Source organism: Bradyrhizobium sp. 6(2017) (genome assembly GCF_011058295.2).
Taxonomy (GTDB): Bacteria; Pseudomonadota; Alphaproteobacteria; order Rhizobiales; family Xanthobacteraceae; genus Bradyrhizobium; species Bradyrhizobium septentrionale.
The window spans coordinates 3,121,661-3,144,147 of sequence record NZ_CP049289.2 but is presented as its reverse complement, the minus strand read 5'-3'; the positions used below and the strand labels follow the sequence as shown (position 1 = coordinate 3,144,147).

The 22,487-nt window shown below is 63.3% G+C and carries 16 protein-coding genes; 2 read left to right on the top strand and 14 right to left on the bottom strand.

The window, feature by feature from the left end; translation table 11 throughout:
* Positions 1 to 517 precede the first annotated feature (517 nt).
* From G6P99_RS14740 to G6P99_RS14710, 7 genes are all read right to left on the bottom strand, one after another.
* On the bottom strand, positions 518 to 793 hold the full coding sequence (locus G6P99_RS14740; protein ID WP_165128631.1) for a lipocalin-like domain-containing protein: 276 nt from the start codon (positions 791 to 793) through the stop codon (positions 518 to 520).
* 302 nt (positions 794 to 1,095) lie between these two features.
* Positions 1,096 to 1,530 carry a YybH family protein gene (locus G6P99_RS14735; protein WP_029078211.1) on the bottom strand — a complete coding sequence of 145 codons (435 nt, stop codon included), beginning with the start codon at positions 1,528 to 1,530 and terminating at the stop codon, positions 1,096 to 1,098.
* A 1,003-nt stretch (positions 1,531 to 2,533) separates the two neighbouring features.
* A complete protein-coding gene (locus tag G6P99_RS14730; protein WP_156928346.1) occupies positions 2,534 to 3,088 on the bottom strand; it encodes a hypothetical protein in 555 nt (184 codons plus the stop codon).
* Between the two features lie 575 nt (positions 3,089 to 3,663).
* On the bottom strand, positions 3,664 to 4,686 hold the full coding sequence (locus G6P99_RS14725; protein ID WP_029078212.1) for a S1C family serine protease: 1,023 nt from the start codon (positions 4,684 to 4,686) through the stop codon (positions 3,664 to 3,666).
* 85 nt (positions 4,687 to 4,771) lie between these two features.
* A complete protein-coding gene (locus tag G6P99_RS14720) occupies positions 4,772 to 5,221 on the bottom strand; it encodes a hypothetical protein (protein ID WP_029078213.1) in 450 nt (149 codons plus the stop codon).
* A 7-nt stretch (positions 5,222 to 5,228) separates the two neighbouring features.
* Positions 5,229 to 6,830 (bottom strand): GMC family oxidoreductase, encoded by a 1,602-nt coding sequence (locus G6P99_RS14715; RefSeq protein WP_165128629.1) that lies wholly within the window; start codon positions 6,828 to 6,830, stop codon positions 5,229 to 5,231.
* A gap of 121 nt (positions 6,831 to 6,951) precedes the next feature.
* On the bottom strand, positions 6,952 to 8,169 hold the full coding sequence (locus G6P99_RS14710; RefSeq protein WP_029078214.1) for a cytochrome P450: 1,218 nt from the start codon (positions 8,167 to 8,169) through the stop codon (positions 6,952 to 6,954).
* A gap of 237 nt (positions 8,170 to 8,406) precedes the next feature.
* Between G6P99_RS14710 and G6P99_RS14705 the strand changes: the two genes are divergently transcribed.
* The gene (locus tag G6P99_RS14705; protein WP_051345968.1) at positions 8,407 to 10,041 is read left to right on the top strand and encodes a flavin-containing monooxygenase; all 1,635 of its coding nucleotides are present in this window, start codon (positions 8,407 to 8,409) and stop codon (positions 10,039 to 10,041) included.
* A 400-nt stretch (positions 10,042 to 10,441) separates the two neighbouring features.
* On the opposite strand, the gene G6P99_RS14700 is transcribed toward G6P99_RS14705, so the two are convergent.
* The 5 genes from G6P99_RS14700 to G6P99_RS14680 all read right to left on the bottom strand — a co-directional run bounded on the left by G6P99_RS14700 (position 10,442) and on the right by G6P99_RS14680 (position 18,102).
* Positions 10,442 to 13,756, bottom strand: coding sequence for a carboxyl transferase domain-containing protein (locus G6P99_RS14700; RefSeq protein ID WP_165128627.1), 3,315 nt, complete (start codon positions 13,754 to 13,756; stop codon positions 10,442 to 10,444).
* Positions 13,757 to 13,893: 137 nt separating this feature from the next.
* A complete protein-coding gene (locus tag G6P99_RS14695; protein ID WP_029078217.1) occupies positions 13,894 to 15,300 on the bottom strand; it encodes an amidohydrolase family protein in 1,407 nt (468 codons plus the stop codon).
* Between the two features lie 152 nt (positions 15,301 to 15,452).
* Complete coding sequence (locus G6P99_RS14690; protein ID WP_165128625.1) at positions 15,453 to 16,430, bottom strand: ABC transporter substrate-binding protein; 978 nt, start codon at positions 16,428 to 16,430, stop codon at positions 15,453 to 15,455.
* Positions 16,431 to 16,468: 38 nt separating this feature from the next.
* Complete coding sequence (locus G6P99_RS14685; protein WP_029078219.1) at positions 16,469 to 17,245, bottom strand: ABC transporter permease; 777 nt, start codon at positions 17,243 to 17,245, stop codon at positions 16,469 to 16,471.
* A 2-nt stretch (positions 17,246 to 17,247) separates the two neighbouring features.
* The gene (locus G6P99_RS14680; protein ID WP_051345999.1) at positions 17,248 to 18,102 is read right to left on the bottom strand and encodes an ABC transporter ATP-binding protein; all 855 of its coding nucleotides are present in this window, start codon (positions 18,100 to 18,102) and stop codon (positions 17,248 to 17,250) included.
* 201 nt (positions 18,103 to 18,303) lie between these two features.
* On the opposite strand from G6P99_RS14680, the gene G6P99_RS14675 reads away from it, so the two are divergent.
* Positions 18,304 to 19,062 (top strand): GntR family transcriptional regulator, encoded by a 759-nt coding sequence (locus G6P99_RS14675; protein ID WP_029078221.1) that lies wholly within the window; start codon positions 18,304 to 18,306, stop codon positions 19,060 to 19,062.
* 160 nt (positions 19,063 to 19,222) lie between these two features.
* Here G6P99_RS14675 and G6P99_RS14670 read toward each other — a convergent pair whose 3' ends face one another.
* Both G6P99_RS14670 and G6P99_RS14665 read right to left on the bottom strand, forming a co-directional pair.
* Positions 19,223 to 21,784: a fused MFS/spermidine synthase gene (locus G6P99_RS14670; protein WP_029078222.1), complete on the bottom strand. Its 2,562-nt coding sequence runs from the start codon at positions 21,782 to 21,784 to the stop codon at positions 19,223 to 19,225.
* Positions 21,785 to 22,049: 265 nt separating this feature from the next.
* On the bottom strand, positions 22,050 to 22,469 hold the full coding sequence (locus G6P99_RS14665) for a hypothetical protein (protein ID WP_029078223.1): 420 nt from the start codon (positions 22,467 to 22,469) through the stop codon (positions 22,050 to 22,052).
* Positions 22,470 to 22,487: the final 18 nt, after the last annotated feature.

Genomic DNA, 22,487 nt, shown 5'->3' with positions numbered 1-22,487 from the left:
ATTCAAGCCAGCCAAGAGCGAATTAGCTTGCCTTGCTTTGAGTCCTTTTGCACTCTCAGGTTAGGAGGCCGATGCATGAAGATGAAGATTATGACCGTCGTGTGCACTGTCGGAGCGGCCCTGGTGCTGTGTAACCTCGGGGCGTCCGGTGCTGAAGCCCGGGCGCGGAAGGTACAAGTCGTTCATGAACGAACGAGGGTCGTTATCACGACGCCCGTGATAAGGCCGACTCCGTGGGACTATTATATTGTTCCACGATATCGCTATCGCCCCGAAGACGACCGGGTCGATCCATATGCGCCGCCCCTGGTGTCGTCTTGGCGCCTCTATGAGGGGTGGCGGTGGCCATACTGGTGGTGAACAGCGATCACGCCAAACAGATCGCATTCCGGGAAAAGTGGTGATCGCTGGCGCGGTCCTGCCCGGTGTTTTCTTGTAGCCCGACGCTGTGGCGCGCTCTAGGGCCTTCTAATGGCCGAGCCGCTCACGCCTGTTCCTGAAGCTAATGACGCATTAATTACTTTTCGCGACGCCATCTTAGATCGCCAAATCCTCTTCGACCGGGATAGCGAGGGTGTTCATGAATTGGTGTGCGCAAGGAAAGAATGTCGCCGTCGAGGTGTACATAACGAAGCTGCTCCGTACCCAGCCACTCGGTAACCCAACTTATATCGACGGTCGTCGTAAATGTGTCGCCGCTCAGTTTGAATTTTCCCGAATAAGCCAGCATCGTGTTGAATAGCTCGGCTTTGCTATGGTCGTCACCCGTTGTGGGGCGATTATTGGCGGTCAAGATAGCTATCATCCTCCCTTGTTCGCCAAAAACCACCGCCCATCGGATTTGGGCCATAGATTTCGATAATTTCCCCGTCCTCAAATTCAAAGTTCGCGGATTGGAGTACCCATCCGCCCGTCAAAAGCTTCATGGAAACATTCATCACGTACCTTCGGCTCGTAGTGTTTATCGAGAGCCGCACGCCAGCGTACGCATCACCGCGAGCCGGCATCGAGCGCGCACGCGCGATGACGTGATGCCGTTCGCTATCGGTCGCCCTCTCTTGTCGTGGTGATCAAAATCAAATGCGCCTTGGCTGGTTATTCCCGAACGAAAATATGGGACTTAACCTTCCATTCGCCGTTGGACTGGTGTTCGTAAAGCTTAACGGTACTTCCGGACAGCTTGGTCGTTTCCTCGCCTTTGACCAAGGACGCTTTGAAGCGCGAGGTCACGTATGCGTAGTTCCCCATTGGTAGAACCTCGACAAGCTCGAGCTTGTGATTTCTGACGCTCGTCCCCCTTTTGGCAAAGAAGTCGCGTATCGCAGTCGCACCCGAAACGGGCGGTGCGCCGGGCGGGATTAGACTGGCATCGGTTTCATACATTGGCAGCAAGGCATCGAAATTTGGATCGTTGATCGCGGCGTCCCATTGCGCATTGAGTTTCGTCATGTCCTCAGTGAGCGGGTCCGCCCGCGCATGGCCGATAGTGACGAACAACAGCACCAGTAGCAGCGACAAGGTTTTGCTCATGACTTTGCCCTCTTTGATCTAATCGTGTCCGACAGTCGGGCGCACCTGTACAGCGCGCACGCTGGTGATCTGTGAATGGCCAGTTCTGAAGATCGCGCCTGCCAATGGCACCAAGGCTGCAATTTGAAGAGAAGCGGAGAGTTCGGCGTGTCTCCGTTTTGTGGGCAGCGGCTTCCGGCAAGCAAAGGGCGTGACGGTGCGAGGAAGCTACACGGTTCTCGGAATAATGCCTACGATTGCTTTTGCCTCAAGCGCGGACACCCCATTGTCGATGGCTCGCACCGTGTCGTCGGATGACGTGATGTCCGCGACAGTCTGGCGGGGATCGTCGAAGGATGGCGGTCCCTCCGCAATCTGTCGGCAGTCGCGACATAACGTGACGCCGTCGGCTATCGGTCGCCCGCTCCTGTCGTGGCGGTGCTGTCGCTGTTGTCGTCGGTCGTGATGATGCTATGAGCGCGAAGGGCTCCGGCAATGGCCGCTGGCCTCGTCCTCGACCAGATCATCAGCCGCGCGAACTCCCCCGACGCCGCTATCCGATCCCAATTTTTTCGATTTCCTCCTGAATGGCACGCATTAGCTTGCGCAACTCGTCCAGTTCGCGTTCAAACTGCAATTAGAGAACGGGGTCTTTCCCAACATCGTCACGCGCGCGCTCCGCAACGGCAACTGCCTCGGCGAACAGCTTCACTAGCTGCTGCTTTCTTTCGTCGGTCGTTTTTCCATCGCGACCTCGCTCAGGCTTCCTCGGCGTCGCTCTCGACCCGTTGAGCATAGCGCAGCTCGTCCATCAGCGCCCGCCGTCGTCTCGAAGCGGACAGTGGCGGTGGCGGCAGTGGAAGACCGGACTGGTGTGGGCACCACATTTCGGGCAGACCGGCTACGCCGGTGTGGTGTCGCCTGATAACGCGGCGGGGCGTTTTGCTGTTGACGCGCCACACAACAATCAAAGCACCAACAGCCGTATATGTGCGAACGGTATAATCGCCTTTTCTTTAGGAGATCAGCATTTGACAACGTTCTTTCCAACACGGTTCTGCAGGAAATAATTGCCGATATACATCCGCATCTCGGATATGACGCCGGCACCGATGTGTTGAGCAAATCCAAAAACTGTAGGTGTCATAATCTTCGATACGAGCTTGCCATATGAATGCGCCGTATCGCAGCCTGCGATCAGAACTCGCCCGCCGTCGCCGATTCCCCAACCAATTCGCCGCCAAAATCGGAGCGCCTCATCGCTAAGTGCGGTGCCCGCCCCGGTGGTGGGCCAAGGTTGCTCACCTTCCGGACCTATCATCGGGCCGTCTTGTATGCCGCTATGGGAAAGCGAAATGAAAGTATCTGCTGCGGCGACTGACTCCCAAAAATTCGTGCTGAACCCTGTTGGAACTCCACCAATAGGAGAAGCCGAAGGCCCGGTTGAGGGCGTCCCATCCCAGGTAACCGCAAAAATAACTGATTTCTTGCAAAAATTTGCTTTCAGGTCACGCGCTACGGCGAGGAAATTATCTTTACTGTCGCCCTGATTAGGGACAAGCAAGAGCGCAATCGTCATTTCAACTCTCCGCAGTAACGTCACATTTCGGACTAACGGGTTCCGGTCTGTGAAGGGTGATGCATACAACACCCCGCCGCGAATTATCCGGCGTCGGTCACTAAAAACCGTGACGACGCAATCGCGTGTCGTAATACGATCTGGGCTCGGATTGAGCTCAACAAAATACTGTCGAGCTTAGCAACAGCATAGCAATCGCAGTCGTCATGCAAGGAAGCATCGTAATTCCTTGCTTCACGTAAAGCTTTAAGACTAAGCGACGCGAGACGGTCGCGCGCAAATGGAAGTGCAGTTTACTAGAAAATGGATCGGATTTCAACCTTGTAGGAAGACCGGCTGACTTCAACCGAGTATACGAGCACTCTAGCGGCCGCCGAAACCGCCGAAAGGCTTGGGCTTGACGGCCCCGAGCACAGACCGATGGTGTTCTTGGGAGAAGGTGGCGCGAAGCGCCGGATGAGGGGTTCTCTCCACAGATGAGATCGCGGAGAAAGACCCATCACCCCGCTTCGCTGCGCGAAGCGACCCTCTCCCACAAGGAGAGAGAGTGCATCTCGTGCGGGGATGGGATTGTCTTACTGTTTCGCCGGCTTCCTCTCGATCGGGTGGATGTCGATCGCGCGCAGGCGGCCGAGGCGCAGCACGTCCATCGACAGCGTGCGATCGATCCGGCTGTGATCGAGCGCGCGGATCAGATCGTCGACACCGTTGATCTCGATGCCGTCGAGCCTGATCACGACGTCGCCCGGCAGCAGCGCCGCGCGCGCGGCCGGACTGTCCGGCTCGATCTGCATCAGCAGCGCGCCCATCTTGTTCTCGACGCCGGCGAGCACCGCATGCCGCCGCGGCACCGGCGCGGTCTGGCCTGCGACGCCGATATAGGCGCGGCGGACATAGCCGTGACGGATGATCTCCGACAGCACGAATTGCGCGGTGTTAGAGGCGACCGCAAAGCAGATGCCCTGCGCGCCGTTGATGATCGCGGTGTTGATCCCGATCACCTCGCCCTTCGACGACACCAGCGGGCCGCCGGAATTGCCCGGATTGAGCGCGGCGTCGGTCTGGATCACGTCCTCGATGGTCCGCCCGCTGACCGAGCGGATCGAGCGTCCCAGCGCCGAGACCACGCCGGCGGTCACCGTCGATTCGAAGCCGAGCGGATTGCCGATCGCGACCACGAGCTGGCCGCGCCGCAGCGTCTTGGAGTTACCGAGCGAGGCATAGGCCAGATCTCGCGCGCCATCGGCGCGCAGCAGCGCGAGATCGGTGTCGGGATCGACGCCGAGCACATGGGCGTCGGTGTCGAAGCCCTCGGTGTCGCGCAGGCGGATCTCCTTCGACGATCCGACCACATGGCTGTTGGTGACCACGAGCCCGTCGGGCGAGATCACGATGCCCGAACCGAGCCCGCCGCGCTCGCGCGCATTGCGTACCTTCGGCCCGGTTTCGACGCGGACCACGGCGGGGCCGACGCGTTCGGTCACATCGATCACGGCATTGGAATAGGCATCCAGCAAAGCCCGGTCATCGTCACGGGCAGCGTCAGCCGCCCGCGATGACAGCGTGTCACCGGCGGTATCTGAGGTAAAATCCAGCATGGCGAGAGTCCTTTGGTCTCCTCAGATGGTGACCGGCTCCCGCCGCCGCAAGTGGTTACGCGCCCGCGCAGGCCTGCCCGGCTGGCTAGGGCACCCGCCGCAGCACCCCGCCGCGCTCCCTGACCGGATCGAGCAGCGACCAGTCGCCGTCCGGCAGCACGTGCCCCTTGGGGAACGGTGCGCGCACCTCGAGCCCGAGCGAGCGCAGCACGCGGTCGTCGCGGTAGTAACATTGCAGCACGACGCGAATGAGCGTCGCCGCGGCAGGGCCGCCGCGGGCGCGAAATTCCTGCGCCACCGCGCTGCGCCCGGCAACGTCGAGCTCGGCGAGCGGCTTGCCGGCGAGATCAGCCAGATGATCCAGCGCCTGCGCGACCGGCGCGGTGTCGCGGCCGAGCGTTGCCAGCATGTCGGCCTGGATCGCGGCATCGTCCGCGCCCGGTACCTTGTACTCTTCACTTGCGGGAACGATCATCGCGGCGACGGTGCGGAGATCGGCGCGCTGGGCTGCGGTCAGTTCTTTTACATCGGACATGACGGTCTCAGTCGAACAGATTGGCGAGGCGCTGCTTCATCTGGTCGGCGATGTAGAGCGCGAGGGCCTGGATGGTGGAGGTCGGGTTCACGCCGCCCGAGGTGACGAAGATGCTGCCGTCGACGATGAAGAGGTTCTTCACGTCGTGCGAGCGGCCCCATTCGTTGACCACGGAGCGCGCGGGATCGGTGCCCATCCGCGCGGTGCCGAGCAGATGCCAGCCGCCCCACGAGATCGGTGCGTTGATGCAGAAATCGGTCGCGCCGGCGGCTTCGAGCACTTCGCGGCCGCGCGCCAGCGCGTGGTCCATCATCTTCCGGCTGTTCTCGCTGATCGTGTAGTCGATCCTGGGCGCGGGAATGCCGTGGCTGTCCTTCAGCACGGGATCGAGCGTGACGCGATTATGCTCCTCCGGAAGGTCTTCGCAGATCGCGGAGAATCCGAGCCGATGACCGTTGAGCTTGCGGAACGCACGGTGATGATCCTTGCCCCAGGGCAGAATGCCCTTCTGCTCGCTCGTCACGGCCTCGAATACCGGTCCCGCGCCGCGGACGAACTGGACGCCGTAGCCGCGGACGAAGCCGCGCGACAGGTCCGTGTCATACCACTCCTTGCTCCACAGGCAGGTCGGCGGCGCTCGGTTGGAATCGGTCGGCTCTTCGACATAGCCGTAAATCTGCGCATAGGGGTGGAACATCAGGTTCTTGCCGATCAGGCCGGACGAGTTCGCCAGCCCGTTCGGAAATTTCCCTGACACCGAGTTCAGCAGCAGCCGCGGCGTGCCGACGCCGTTGCAGGCGATGATGACGACCTCGGCCGGCTGAAACTGCTCGACGCCGTCCTTGTCGTAGTACACGACGCCGGACGCCATGCCGTGCTCGTTGGTCAGGATCTCGCGTACCCGGCAATGAGTCTTGACCTCGACCCCGGCGCGGATCGCGTGCGGCCAATAGGTGATGTCGGTCGAGGACTTGGCGCCCTGCGCGCAGGCCGGCGTGCAATGGCCGAGATTGATGCAGCGCGCCCTGCCCTCATAGTCCATCGTCGCGACGGTCGTGTCCGATGGCCACCAGTGCCAGCCGAGCTTGTTCATGGCCTTGCCGATCAGCGGGCCCGATAGACCGAGCGGCTGCGGCGGCATCGGCGGATGGCTCAGCGGCGACAGCGGATCGCCCGACAGGCCCGACGTACCCATGATGCGATCGTTCTCCTCGAAGAACGGCGTCAGCGCGTCGTAATCGATCGGCCAGTCGTCGGCGACACCGTCGAGCGTCTTCACCTTGAAGTCGGACGGATGCAGCCGCGGCCAATGCGCGGTGTACATCACGGTCGAGCCGCCGACGGCGTTGAAGTTGACGACCTTGATCGGCGAATTGTCGTCGTTAACAGGGTAATCCTCGGGCCGCTTGCGGATGTTCGGGCTCGACGACCAGTCGCCGTAGAACTTCGCCTCCCAGTCGCGCCCGGTGCTCGGATATTCGGCGGGATTCATCCAGCCGCCCTGATCGAGGCAGAGGATATGCATCTTGGTATCGGCGAGGCTCCAGGCCACCGCGGCGCCGGAGGCGCCGGCGCCGATGATCAGGACGTCAACGGGATCGTTCTTCATTCTTATTCCTTGATATGTCCTCTTTCGTCATTGCGAGCGAAGCGAAGCAATCCATTCTTTCCCCACGCGACGAGATGGATTGCTTCGTCGCTTCGCTCCTCGCAATGACGGGTAATGCGGCTCAATCCACGATTATCACCGGCAAGCTTCGTATACCGCGGATGAAATTGGAATAGAGCCTTTGTGGTGGGCCCATGATCTCAAAGCGGAGGTCGCGCGCCAAAACCTCCTCCCAGAGGATGCGGAGTTGCTGCTCGGCGAGGCGGTCGCCGACGCAGCGGTGGATACCGGCGCCGAAGGCGAGATGCTGGCGCGGCTTGGCGCGGTCGATGATGAATTCATCGGCACGCTCGATCTTGTCTTCGTCGCGGTTGCCGGAGATGTACCACATCACGACCTTGTCGCCCTTCCTGATCCGGCGGCCGGCGAGCTCGACATCGTTGCGGGCGGTACGGCGCATGTGCAGCACCGGCGTGTGGTAGCGGATGGTCTCGGACACCAGGCTCGGGGTCAGCTCGCGGCGGGCGCGGACCAGCTCGAACTGCTCGGGGTTCTCGCACAGCGCCATCAGCCCGGCCGACATCGAATTGCGCGTGGTGTCGTTGCCGCCGACGATCAGAAGCGCCAGCGTGCCGAGGAATTCGCGCGGTTGCAGGTTTCGCGTCGCCTCCGAATGCACCAGCATCGAGATCAGGTCGAAGGTCGGCGGCGCGTCGGCGCGCGCATCCCACAATTTGCGAAAATACTCGCCCATCTTGACCATCTCCTCGAAACGCTCGTGCTCCGAATGCACGACAGCGTCGGGCGAATCGACGTTGGCGATTGCGACATCGGACCACCAGGTCAGCTTCATGCGATCTTCCCAGGGAAAATCGAACAAGGTCGCCAGCATCATGTTGGTGAGATTGGTCGAGACCCGCTCGACCCAGTCGAAGGTCTCGTTGCGCGGCAGCGCGTCGAGCACAGCAGAGGTGCGTTTGCGGATCAGCGGCTCGAAATTGGCGAGGTTGGACGGCGCCACGATAGGGGCCACCGTGCGGCGCTGCGCCGTATGGCCCGGCGGATCCATCCTGATGAAATTTGCGATTTCCTGGCCCTTGGGCTGATCGACCACCTGAATCCCGCCGATTTCCGACGAATAGTTGTCGTGATCCAGCTCGACGTCGAAGATGTCGTCGTAGCGCGTCACCGACCAGTACGGGCCGTAGGCCGAAGTCTCGCAATAATGCACGGGATCGTCGCGGCGAAGCTGCGCGAACAGCGGCCGCCAAATGTCGTCCTGATAGAGCCGGGGATTGCTGACATCGATTGATGCCGGCCTGCGCAGCGCCTCTGCCATCGCTTCACTCCCGCTGGTTCCGTCGCCGCTTGGCGGGCGATCGTTGTGCCGGGCCGACGATAAAGGGAATCCCGCGGCCGAGTAAAGCTGTGGAGCCCGCGATCCGCCTCACGGAATGTCGTGGACAGGCCGACGCACCCGGCAAATCCCGATAGCTGCCCCGCTCCTCGATGTTTGTCGGCAGCGGTGAGACCGGCTAGCCTTCCCGGCAATCAACCGATCAGGGAGCAACGACAGGTGGCCGCACTGCGCCAGGACAACACCCCCCAGACGGCTGCGCTGGACTACGACGTCATCATCATCGGCGCCGGCCTGTCCGGCATGTACCAGCTCTACCGGCTGCGCGAGCTCGGCCTCAAAACGCGGGTGTTCGAGGCCGGCACCGGCGTCGGCGGCACCTGGTACTGGAACCGCTATCCCGGCGCGCGCTTCGATTCGGAAAGCTATTCCTACGGCTATTCGTTCTCGAAGGAGCTGCTGCAGGAATGGGAATGGTCGGAGCATTTCGCCGGCCAGCCCGAGACCCTGCGCTACTGCAACTATGTCGCCGACAAGTTCGATCTGCGCCGCGACATCCAGTTCGAGAGCCGGATTACCGCCGCGATCTACCAGGACGAGACGCGAAGCTGGCAGATCACGCTTGAGAACGGTGCGCGCCACTCTTGCCGCTTCCTGATCACCGCGATCGGCCCGTTGTCGACACCGACCTTGCCGCGCATCGAGGGCCGCGACGATTTCAAGGGCCAGTCGTTTCACACCGCGCGCTGGCCGAAACAGAAGGTGGATTTCGCCGGCAAGCGCGTCGCCGTGATCGGCACCGGCGCGACCGGCATCCAGACCATCCAGACCATCGCCGGCGAGGTCGGACACCTCACCGTGTTCCAGCGCACCGCCAACTGGGCGGCGCCGCTGCACAACGGCAAGATCGACGCCGAGACGCAAGCGAGGATCAAGGCCGGCTATCCCGAGATCTTTGCGCGCTGCAAGGAGACCTTCGCCTGCTTCGTGCACACGCCCGATCCGCGCGGCGCGTTCGAGGTCAGCGATGCCGAGCGCGAAGCGTTCTACGAGAAGCTCTATGGCGAGCGCGGCTTCGGCATCTGGCAGGGCAATTTCAGGGATATCCTGATTGATCGCGCGGCGAATGCGACGATCAGCGATTTTGTCGCGCGAAAAATCCGTGAGCGCGTGAAGAACCAGGCGGTGGCCGAGAAGCTGATCCCCAGGAATCACGGCTTTGGCACAAGGCGGCTGCCGCTCGAGACCTTCTATTACGAAGTCTACAACCGCGACAATGTCGAGCTGGTCGACATCTTGGAGACGCCGATTGAAAAGATCACGCCCGAGGGCATCGAGACCAGCGACAGGGATTACGCCTTCGACATCATCATCTACGCCACCGGCTTCGATGCCATCACCGGCAGTTTCGACAAGATCGATTTTCGCGGTGCGCATGGTGCGCGGCTGAAGGAGAAATGGACGCACGGCCCGGAAACCTATCTCGGGCTGATGGTCGACGGCTTCCCCAACATGATGATGCTGATGGGCCCGCACACCGCGCTCGGCAACATCCCGCGCAGCATCGAGTATAGCGTCGACTGGGTTACCGGCCTGCTCCGCTTCGCGCGAGACAAAGGCCTGACCTTCCTCGACGCCACGCCCGAGGGCACCGCCGGCTGGACCGATCATGTCAAGACGCTCGGCACAGGCCTGCTCTCCAACGAGGTCGATTCCTGGATGACCGGCATCAACCGCAACGTCGAGGGCAAGCAAACTCGCATCGTCGCCCGCTACAGCGGCAGCGCGCCGGCGTATCGCGAACGCTGCGACGCGGTCGCGGCGCAGGGGTATGTTGAGTTGAGGTTGGAGTAGCTCTTGTGTCGACGAGAGGTGCCCTCCCCATCCACCGCCGTCGTCCCGGCGAAGGCCGGGACCCATACGCCGCGGCGGATGTAGTGAACGGGACTCGTCATTCCAACGACGCGCAACAAGCAGCATTTGTGGTTATGGGTCCCGGCCTTCGCCGGGACGACACTGCGTGTGTGGCGCGGCCTGTGAATCATACGTCCGCGTTCTCGCGTGAGAGAGACACCGGCGGAAGGGTTCCCTCTCCCCTTACGGGAGAGGGTTAGGGAGAGGGGTGCCGCACGACGTGCGCTCTCCGAATTCAACCCCGTAAGATGGGTGGAGCAAAGCGATACCCATTATTGCACCGCGGATGAAGAATTGATGGGTTTCGCTTCGCTCTACCCATCCTACGCATCCAGCTTCCCTACCACGCATCGATGCACGGCCTTTTGCGGTGGGTCCGCGGCTCCACCTTCGGCACCGAGCGGAGGCCGGCCATGATCCAGTGCCTGGTGTCGGCGGGGTCGATCACCTCGTCGATCTCCAAGACCGACGCGATCGAGACGGCCTTGCCGTTGGCGTAGAGCTCGGCGACCTTGGTCTGGAAATATTTCTCGCGTTCGAGGGGGTCCGCGATCGCCTCCATCTCCTTGCGGAAGCCGAGGCGGACATAGCCTTCGAGGCCCATGCCGCCGAACTCGCCGGTCGGCCACGCCACCGTGAAGAACGAGGCGTGGAAGCCGCCGCCGATCATCGATTGCGCGCCGAGACCGTAGCCCTTGCGCAGCACGATTCCGAACAGCGGCACCGTGATGCTGGCGCCGGTGACGAACATCCGCGCGACATGGCGCACGATCGCGGTCTTCTCGGCCTCGGGCCCGACCATGAAGCCCGGCGTGTCGCAGAGCGAGACGATCGGTATGTCGAAGGCGTCGCAGAGCTGCATGAAGCGCGCGGCCTTGTCGCCGGCCGCAGCATCGATCGCGCCGCCAAGATGCTTTGGATTGTTGGCGATCAGGCCGAACGGCTTGCCTTCGATGCGGATGAAAGCGGTGATCATGCCGACGCCGAAATCGCGCCGGATCTCCAGCACCGAGCCCTCGTCGGCGATCAGGTCGATCACATTGCGGATGTCATAGACCCGCAGACGATTTTCCGGGATCGCGCGGCGCAGCAGCCGCTGGTCCGGCGCGGTCCAGTCCTTCACCGCGCCCTGGAAGTAGGACAGATATTTCTGCGCCACCGCCGTCGCCTCTTCCTCGTCCTCCACGAGGATGTCGATCACGCCGTTCGGCGACTGGAACGACACAGGGCCGACCTCGGCCGGATGATAGACACCAAGCCCACCGCCCTCGATCATCGCTGGGCCACCCATGCCGATCGAGGCATTCTTGGTGGCGATGATGACATCGCAGACGCCGAGCATCGCGGCGTTACCGGCGAAGCAATAGCCAGAGACCACGCCGACCACAGGCACGAGCCCGGAGAGTTTTGCGAACTGCACGAAGGACGGACCGTCGAGGCCGGTCATGCCGAGCCGGTCGGTATCGCCGGGACGGCCGCCGCCGCCCTCGGCGTAGAACACCAGCGGAAGCCGCCACTGCTCCGTCAGCGAGAGCATGCGATCGATCTTCTTGTGGTTCATGTGGCCCTGGGTGCCGGCCAGCACGGTGTAGTCATACGAGATCACCATGCAGCGCGCGCCTTCGGGACCGAAGTCTTTCGCGTTGACGGTAGCAACGCCGGAAATCAACCCATCGGCCGGCGTGTTCTTGATGAGGTCCTCGACCTTGCGTCGGCGGCGTTGTGCGGCGATCGCGAGCGAGCCGTATTCGACGAACGAGCCCTCATCGACCAGCTGCGCGATGTTCTCGCGCGCGGTGCGCTGGTTGGTCTTGCGGCGGCGCTCCACCGAGGCCGGACGGTTCTCGTCCAGCGTGATCGCCTTGCGCGCGATCAGCTCGGCCAGATCAGGGCGGATGTGATCAAGATCGATCGCGGCCTCTTCCGCCGCATGATGGCCGTCGACCTCGGCAGGCTCGAGGAACAGGATCGGCTCGCCATGCATCAGGGTGATGCCGGGACCACCTGCGATCTTCGTCACCCGGCCGCCATGCGGCGCTGTGACGAGATGCTCCATCTTCATCGATTCCAGCACCGCGATCTGCTGGCCGGGACGGACCAGATCGCCCTCCGCGACCTCGATCGCCACGATCGTGCCCTGCAGCGGCGCGGGCACCGGCAGCGAGCCCTCGGGTGCCGCCTCAGTGGCGACGGCCTTCGTCGCTGCGGCCTCGCTCACCTCGACCAGTGGCGCCGCGAGGTCGTTCGCCGTGCCGACCAGCGCCGCCACATGGGTATCGATGAAATTGGTGCTGATCTTGTTCCGCGCAAAACTCTGATGCGCCAGGATGGCACCGAGCAAGGGGATGTTGGTCGCAACGCCGCCGATGCGGAATTCGCGCAAGGTGCGCGACGCCTTGTGCACCACGTCGGACCATTTTTGGCTCGGCGAATGCACGATCACCTTTGCCAGCAGCGAGTCGAACGCGGCACTCGTCCGGTAGCCGGAATAGCCGAACGTATCGACGCGGACGCCGGGGCCGGACGGCAGGTCGAACACACTGAGCGTGCCGCCGGTCGGCTTCGTCACGCCCTTCTCGTCCATCACCTCCATGTTGACGCGGAGCTGCATGGCATAGCCGCGCGGCAGCGGCACCGCTGATTGTGCCAGCCCAAGTGAGGCCAGCGTGGCGCCGGCGGCGACCGCGAGCTGCGAACGGACGAGATCGACGCCGAGCACCGCCTCGGTGACGGTGTGCTCGACCTGCAGCCGCGGATTGGCCTCGATGAAGGCGAAGGCACCCTCGCCTTCGCCTTTGCTTTCCTCTGCCTCGTCATCGACCAGGAACTCGAAGGTGCCGAGATTGTCGTAGCGCGCGGCCGACGCGAGCTGCTTTGCCGCCTCGATAATGCGGACGCGCAAGCCATCGCTCAGCGACGGGCTCGGCGCCACCTCGATGAGCTTCTGGTTGCGGCGCTGGATGGTGCATTCGCGCTCCCAGAGATGGCTGATGGCGCCGTGACGGTCGCCGATGATCTGCACCTCGATATGGCGCGCCTTGCGGATCAGCCGCTCGACATAGACGGCATCGTTGCCGAACGCCGCCTTGGCTTCCGACTGGCAGCGCGCATAGGCCTCCTCGAGTTTTGCGGCATCCTCGACCACCCGCATGCCCCGCCCGCCGCCGCCGGCGATCGCCTTGATCATCACCGCGGCGTTCGCGCCGAGCGAGGCGAAGAAGGCTTTTGCCTCGTCGAGCGAGGTCGCGCCGGCGGTGCCGGCAATGATCGGCACGCCGCATTTCTTGGCGAGGTCCTTTGCCTTGGCCTTGTCGCCGAACAGATCGAGCGCCTCCGGCGACGGGCCGACGAAGGTGATCTTTTCCTCGGCACAGCGCCGCGCCAGCTCCGTGTTCTCGCTGAGGAAACCATAGCCCGGATGCAGCGCATCGCAGCCCGCAGCCTTGGCCGCCGCGATCACCGCCTCGATGTCCAGATAGGCGCGCGCGCCGCGGCCGGGGATCTCGCAGGCATCGTCGGCGGCGCGGACATGCAACGAGGCCGCATCATCGGCGGGATAGATCGCGACGGTTGCAATACCGCTGTCGGCCGCGGCACGGACGATACGGATCGCGATCTCACCGCGGTTGGCAATCAGCAATTTCTTGAAGGACATGATCGATTCCAGCCTTGCGCTTCTGTTTGAACTTGAAGCCGTGCGCCGAAAGTGATGCAAGTGGAATTTTCTTCCGTTTGACGGAATTCGCGCGGCCGACCGCGCTTGCCGCGCGATGCGAAGCGAATGCTCTCAGCTTAGTTGCAGGTGAGTTGTGTCTCGAACCAGTCTTGCAACGATACTGAAAGCCGCGGCCATGCGCCCAGCACATGCGCGTATGTGGCCGCGCTCGCCCGGTAGAGGCCACGCAGTTCCTGCTCGATGGCAGGAAGGTCGACACCCACGCACCGACCATTGCTGACGATGGTGCGTCCGTTGACGACCACGTCGCGGACCAGCGACGCATTGCCGCGCGCGAACAAGAGATCGATCGGATCGGCCGGCAAGATCTGATCGCCCTCGAGGCGGTCGAGATCGATGCGGACGAAGTCGGCCGGCGCACCGGTGACGCGGCGGCCGTTGCCGATCGCGAGCGCGAAGAAATCCTGCGCCGTCCAGGTGCGCTGAAAGCCGAGACCGCCCTGCATCATCTGCACCAGGCGCGTCTCGCGCAGCACATCGTCATCCTCATCGAGCGCCAGACCATCGACGCCGACCGCAATCGCGCAGCCGCAAGCGTGCGCCGCCGCGATCGGCGCCAGCCCGGACCGCAGATGCAGGTTGGAGGAGTAATTGGTGACGATGCGCGCGCCTGACGCTGCGATCATCTCGATCTCGTCGGGCCGGGCATGGATGCAATGCGCGAGCGTCAGCCGCCCGGAGAGGAAGCCGATGTCGCGGAGATAGCGGACGATGCCGCCGGGAAAATGCTGATCGGCCCAGGCACGCTGATAGATCGTCTCGAGCAGATGCATGTGGATGCGGCGGCCGGTGTGCGCGGAATTGTCCGCGACCGCCTCCAAGAGCGGCTTCGAGCACCACTGTACCCCCGCGGGCCCGAGCTGCACATCGACCTTCGGCCCGCCGATCGCCGCGGCGATGGCATCGGTCAGCTCGATATAGGCCTTTGGCGACATCGGCGCGCGGACGAACAGCTCCTCGATCGTCTTGCGGTCGTCGCTGGCGAGACTTGCGAGCACCGGTTCGCTGTCGCCATAGACGATCGGGTTCTGGTCGCGCACCGCGATCGCAAAGCCGATGCGGATGCCGACATCGCCGGCGGCCCGCGCAATCGCTCTGGTCTCGTCGAGCAGCGGCATGATGCCGCTCGGCCGGGTGTAGTGCACCATCATCGCCGCGCAGCCGGCCTGCGCCGCGCGCGCCAGCGCGGAGGCCGCGGCGAAACAAGGATCGACCGGCGTGCCCACCACCGTGCGCAGGATCCAGCTCTCCAGCGGCATGCCGACCGCGCCGAAGGCGGACGCCCGCGGGCGGGCGTGGTCGTGGGCGTTGACGAAGGCGGGGAGGATGAGGGAGCGCGGGCCTGTCGCTGGGCTCGTGGCTTCGGAGATGTCGGTGATGACGCCGCCGTCGTGGCGGAGCACGACATTGTCGCGCGTGCCGCGGTCAGGTCCAGAAAACAGACGGGTTGCCGTGACGTCCATCGCTAACCTCCGCCGTCATTGCGAGCGCAGCGAAGCAATCCAGGTCTCAACACGAGGAGAGATGGATTGCTTCGTCGCTTCGCTCCTCGCAATGACGAGTAAGCTCAGTTCGCAGTGTACACCAGCTCCCGCTCCGCGCGCGGCGGCAGAAATTAGCGTGAAAACACTTCCGCCGGGGTCGGCGCACGGGCGAGCTGGTAGCCCTCGACGATGAAGCCGATGTTGCGGACCATGCGGTCGTCCTTGATGTCGCCGACACCGATGTCCTTCATCTCCGGCGAGGCGATCAGCTTCTCGAAGGAATATTGCAGCCGGCGCTTCTCGACATCGACATTGATCAGATTGTCATAGTTCAGCGCGGCCTTCATGCCGGCATTCTGGTCCTTGGCAACCGCGATCGCGCCCTTGTTGATGGCACGCACCAGGCCGGCCACCGCCTTCGGGTTCGAGGCGATCAGCTTGCGCGACACCATCACGCCATTGGAATAGAGATCGAGCCCGTAATCGCCGAACGAGAACCATTTGAAGTCCTTGTCGGGATCCTGGCGGTTCAGCACGAGATTAAAGTAACTCGTGATGTTGAAGACCAGCGCGGCATCGATGTCACCCTTGATCAGCATCGGCTCCTGCAGGTTCGGCGCCATGTTGGAGATCTTGATCTTCTCGCCGTCGAGCCCGTTCTTGTGCACGAACACCGGCAGCAGCCGCGTGGTCGGCGTGCCCTGCGCGCCGCCGAGCGTGTGGCCCTCGAAATCCTTGATCGACTTGATGCCGCTCGAATTCTTGGCGACGATCGCGAACGGCGGCTGGTTCCACATCATGTAGACCATCACAGGCGCATCCTGCGGCCTGGTCGAGGCATTCTGGATGATGGCGTTGACGTCGCCGAAGCCGGCGTCATAGGCGCCCGACATGATGCGCGTCACCGTCGCGCCGGAGCCCTCGCCCTGGTCAATCACGACGTTGAGGCCTTCCTCCTTGAAGTAGCCATTGTCCTTCGCATAGAAGAACGCCGCATCGCTGCCTTGCGTCTTCCAGCCCAGCGTGAACTTGATGGTGGTTTCCTCGGCACGCGCCGCTCCCGCGACCAGAGCCAATCCCACGAGCGCAGCGCCTATTGTCTTCAGCATGACGACCTCCTCAACTCCAGCGATGGACGAAACAACCTTCAGGTGGCGATGACGTTGTCCTTGCGCGTCGCCCAGCCCGTGACCTGGCCCTCGATCAGCGAGAACAGGACGTAGAGCGCGACACCGAGGCCGGCGAGCACGAACAGCCCGGCGAACACCAGCGGCACATTGAAATTGGAGGACGCCGTCATCATCACGTTGCCGATGCCGCGGTTCGAGGCGACGGTCTCCGACAGCACCGCGCCGACAAAGGCGTAGGACACCGCGACCTTCAGCGAGGCAAAGAAGAACGGCATCGTCCGCGGCAGGCCGACATTCCAGAGGATGTCGAACTTGCTGGCGCCGAGCGCCTTCAGGACATCCTCGAGCTCGGGCTCGGTGGTGGCAAGACCGGTGGCGATGTTGACGACGATCGGGAAGAAGCAGATCGACAGCGAGGTCAACACAGCGGGCACCGTGCCGGAGCCGAACCACAGCACGAAGATCGGCACCACCGCGACCTTCGGGATCGACGAGAAGCCGACCAGCAGCGGATAGCAGGTGTCGTAGGCGGTCTTTGACACCCCGATCACGGCGCCGAGTGCGACGCCCAGCGCCACGCCGAGCACGAAGCCGATCATGGTGGTGACCAATGTCTGGATGATGTGCGGCCAAAGGATCGGGAATTTCTCGAACAGCGTGACGAAGATCTGCGACGGCCGCGGCAGCACGAGATCCGACATCCCCGTCATCAGGCAGAACAGCTCCCAGGCGACGAAGAACAGCACGATCAGGGCCGCGGACCAGGCCTTCTGCCTGATATCTGACACGGACATGGTCAGGCTCCCTCTTGCGCAGCGGTGCGCGCATCGACGATGAAGGCGCGGAGTTTCTGGTTGAGCGCGACAAAATCGGGCTCAAAGGTCATCGCCACGGTGCGCGGGCGCGCGAAGTCGACGCTGGAGTCGTCGAGGATGCGGCCGGGCCGCGCGCTCATCACGCAGATGCGGTTGGCGAGGAAGCCGGCCTCGCGCAGGTCATGGGTGACCAGCAGCACGGTCGGCTTGTGCGTCATCCAGAGCGCTTGCAGGATTCCCCACAGCTCCTCGCGGGTGAACTGGTCGAGCGCGCCGAACGGCTCGTCGAGCAGCAGCATGCGCGGCTCATGGATCAGCGCGCGGCACAGATTGGCGCGCTGGAGCATGCCGCCGGAGAGCTGCCAGGGATAGCGGCCGCCAAACCCTTTCAGCCCGACCTGCTCGAGCAGCGCATTGGCCTTGTCGCGGAACTCGGTCTTGCGCAGCCGGCGGAACTGCGAGCGGAACGGCTCGACGATCTTCAGCGGCAGCATGATGTTCTTTTCGATCGTCATCCACGGCAGCATGGTCGGGTTCTGGAACGCCATGCCGACCCGCAGCGCGCGCGCCGCGACCTCGCGGCCGCCGACGATGACGACGCCGGTGGTCGGCCGCACCAGGCCCGACACCAGCCGCAGGATGGTGGACTTGCCGCAGCCGGATGGGCCGACCAGCGCGACGAACTCGCCATCGGCGATCCGCAGCGTGGTCGTGGACAGAGCCGGCACGGCGCGGGCGCCGCGGCCGAAGGTCACGGAGGCTTCCGACAGCTCGATCGCGGTCGGCGCAGATCCGGCGGCAACAGGCTCGCCGGCAAATTCGGAATTTGGTTGCATGCGCATCACGAGCAAAGTGCATGCAAGCTGGATGCCAGCGCGCCGCCCGTTGAAAATCAAGGGGATCGCGCGATCAGCAGGCAAAACGCGGGATTCCTTTTAGGCAATCGGCGGCCAAAACTGCATGCAATTCGAGCGCCCGATTGTTTCGCCGGTATGATAAAGAGGCGTTCGAAGCACCTTCGAGAGGGAATCGCGGCGATGGCGGGGCGCGCCGGCAACAGCAAGACGGCTGAATCGTCAGACAAGGTCAGCGTGATCTGCCGCGCGCTGCGGCGCGCGATCATCGAGCAGGCGCTGGAGCCCGGCGCAAAACTGCCCGAAGATTCGCTCGGCGAGCGTTTCGGCGTCAGCCGCACCATTGCGCGGCACGCGCTCGGGCAATTGGCCGCGGAAGGCCTCGTCGAGCTGCGCCGCAACCGCATCGCGGTGGTGGCGACGCCGAGCTGGCAGGAGGCGCGCGATGCCTTCGACATCCGCATCGAGCTGGAGCGGCTGGTGGTGCGGCAGCTCGCCGGCAAGCTGACCAAGGCGCAGGTCGCCGAACTCACCGCCCATGTCGACGCCGAGGATCGCGCCCGCGACGGCACCGACGCGGTCTCGATCCGGCTCGCCACGGAATTCCACATCCTGCTCGCCCAGATGACCAACAGCCCGATCCTGGTGCGTTATGTCAGCGAAGTCGCCTATCGCTGCTGCCTGACGCTGTCGCTGTACAGCCGGCCGCACTCCACGGAATGCGCGATCAATGAGCACCGCGCGATCATCGCTGCGCTGGTGAAGGGCGACGTCGCCAAGGTGATGGAGCTGATGCACCACCATCTGGATTCCGTCGCCACCCGCGCGCTGGTCGCACCGAGCCCGCAGCGCGGGCGGGATCTGCTGGATATTCTGGCGCCCTATGCGGATGAGGCGACCAGCGATCGGGTGGTCAAGCTGCCGAAGGCGGTGCGGCGCTGACGGTTGCGGCTACTCTATCCCCGTCATCCTGAGGAGCGCGTAGCGCGTCTCGAAGGATGCACGGCCACCGGCCGGGCCGTCGACCCTTCGAGACGGCCGCTGCGCGGCCTCCTCAGGATGACGGGGAAAGAGTCGTCACCTGGTGCCGGATGCTACCCGCTCACTCGCGCAGCTTGCGGTCCAGGAAGCCGACATAGGAATTGTCCGGCTGCAGCTTGACGGCCAGGCGAAGCGCTGCACGGGCGGCGGATTTGTCGCCGTCAGCCGTGGCTCTGTGCTCATCCAGAATCGCATCGGCCACCGTGCGCGCGGTGTCGAGACGGGCCTCGTCGATGGAATGAGGGGCAAGATAGTCCTCGACGGGCTCGCGGAGGCGCTTCAATTCGTCCACGCTGATCGAACTCAGCGGATACCAGTTATAATATTCGAGGCGCGGCCGATCATCGGTGAGGCTCGGCACATCGCCGACAAAGGCCGCGAGCTTTTCATCAGCGGCGATGAATGTCGCCAGGAAATCCTCTGGCGAGCGCAGGCCGTTTGCGGTCAGGTCTTCAGCCACCGCGGGCGCGGACATCCGCATGGCGAGCGCGCGAGGATCGATGTTCAAGGGTTCATCGGAGGCGATCGCCACGCCTTCCATTCTGGACGGCAGCCACAGCGAGACATGCTTGAACTGGCCCATCATGGCCTTGAGGATCATCTTCGGAAGAATGCCGCGGTTGAAATCCAGCGGCACCCATTGCGCGAGAACGCCGCCGAGGCGCATCCTCTGCTTTGCCAGCGCATAGAATTCCTCGGTGTAGAGGTTGATGACGCCGGCGTCGTGGGGCGGCGGGGGCTCGAGGGTGATGACGTCGAACGTCTCCTTTGTCCCGAGCAGGAAGTGGCGCCCGTCCGCGACGATCTGATGAACCCTGGGATTCTGATAGAACTGCTGGTTGATCGGCACAAAATGCGGCGCAAACTCGAAGACCGTCGAGGCCAGATCGACCGCGTCGATGGATTTTAGTTCCTGATGGGTGCTCACCGCGCCCACCGTGGTTCCGGTCCCGATGCAGATCACGACAGCCGTTTCAACCGGGCCCCGGTGCAGCAGAATAGGATAGTGCCCCATCGCGGCCATGTAGCGTCTGCCCTCGGGACGGTTGTTGGCATAGCTTTTCGAATTCACCACCAATTGCTGATAGGTTCCTGCCGCCTTTTCGCGATACTCGACCACCGCAAATGTTGCTTGCCGCGTTTCTCGCAGCTCGAGGACATCAGCGCCTTCGATCGCGGTCAGGACCCGTTCCAGATAGTGTGGGGTGAGGAGCAAGAGCGCAAAGGCGATGACGCTTGCGGCGATTGCCCCTTGCCGCCACAGGCTGCCTTCTCTCAGAAGAGCCGGTTGCGATAGTGTCGTCGCGACAAACAGCAGGACGTTCAGAACAATCAGTGCGGTGAGCGCCCCCTGGCTGCCCAGATAGGGAATCAGAAGGAATCCCGCCGCCAGCGAGCCGAGGACGCCACCGATCGTGTTCAAGGCGTAGAGCGTGCCTACCCTGCGGCCCAGTGCGCTCATCTGCATCACGGTCAGTTCGCTGGCCAGCGGAAAACTGATGCCGATCAGCGTGGTCGGCAGCAACAGGGCAACGGCGCAGATCAGGAAGAATGAAACGTCACCGCCCAAAAGCTGCTGCACCGGGACCGGGAGCAGGCCCGACACGATGGGAGACAGCACTGCTCCCACAGTACGCGCCTTGCCGAGGATTGCGACGGTCAGCGTGGCCGCAACCGCGATCAGCAGCTGCGTCACGGCGAAGTAGCGCAGCAATTGATCCTTGCGCGGCGCGAGCAGCCTGGCGCAGATCAGGGCGCCGATCACCAGGCCCAGCAGGTAAACGCCGAGCATGCCCGAGAAAGCGAAAACGCTCGAGGTGCTGACATTGGTCAGGAAGCGGAACCAGACGACTTCATAGGTGATCGACACGAAACCGGAGCACGCGAAGATCCCGATCAGGATGGACGTCCTGCCGTGCTCCCGCCCTTCGGTTTGCACCGGCGCGGCTGCCGTGACCGGCGACAGCGGGCTTGCGTTGCGCGCAACTACGAGGGCCACGCCGCCGACGCAGATGTACAGCGCCGCGGCAACCAGGCTCGATCCCGTGATCCCCCAGAGGCCCATCAGGACAAAGCCGACAACGAGCGTGCCGATAGCGGCGCCGAGGGTGTTGAACCCGTAGAGCAGGCCGATGCGATTGGCGAGGTCCGTTTGCGTGCGGGTCAGGAATTTCACCAGGAACGGCAGCGTCGCGCCCATCAACATCGTCGGCAGCGACAGGATGGCGAGCGACAGCGCGACCATCAGCGGCAACCGGAATGGAGACTCCAGGTCCAGCATCGGCGACAGCCAGCCCACCCATGTCGACCAGTGCGACAGGAACGCGGTCACCGCCAGGGAAACGACTGCGAGGGCGAGTTCGAGGAAGCCGTAGATTTTCAGGGGGCGGCTGACCGTGTCGGCGATCCGGCCGCCGAGCGCGCTGCCCAGCGAGAGACCGAAAAAGAAGCTCGCCACCGTGACGCTGACCGAGACGGTGGCACTTCCCAGCACGAATTGCAGTTGCTTGAACCAGAGCACCTGAAGGATCAGGGATGCCGCGCCCGATGCCAGAAAGATCGCGGTGACCAGAACCCGGCTCTTCAGGCCTATGGTGTCTCGAACACCACCACGATTGCGCACTGGACGGCTCTCCCGCTGAACGGGAGAACAGGTAAGGCAGATGCGGTTAATATTGCCCTTATGGGGCGGCGGACGAGGCGGGTGCAGACCGGATGGTGAAGCTGCCGAAGGTGGGCGGAACTGACGACAGCCGCGCTCTATCACCGTCATCCTGAGGAGGCCGCAACGCGGCCGTCTCGAAGGATCGACGGCCACCAGCCGGGCCGTGCATCCTTCGAGACGCCGCTTCGCGGCTCCTCAGGATGACGGGAAAAGTGCGCTGCGCCTAAGCCTCGATCCCTCGCTGCACCAGGATCCGCTCGGCGCTGTCGTTCCAGACGTCCATCTTGACGATCTGGCCACCTTTGACCACGAAGCGGTCGACATAGCGGTTGCCTTCGAACGGTGTGCCGTCGATCCACTCGCCGTAGAGCGTGCCGACGCTGTAGACGACGGTCTCGCCCGCGCCGGGGCAGACGTCGAACCGGTCCATCCGCTTCTTCACCCAGCGATAGCGCTTGGCGTTGAAGCCGGTCGGCCCGCGCGGATGGTCGAATTCGCGCCCGCCGGTGAAGGTGATCACCGTGCCAGGCTTCATATAGGCCGCCGCCGCATCGGGGTCGGGGATCATCGACGCGGTCAGGCAGGCTTCGACGATCTCGGCATCGGACAGCGGGTGGGCATCGGCTTTGGCGGTGACGGACATGGCGGGCCTCCAGGAATT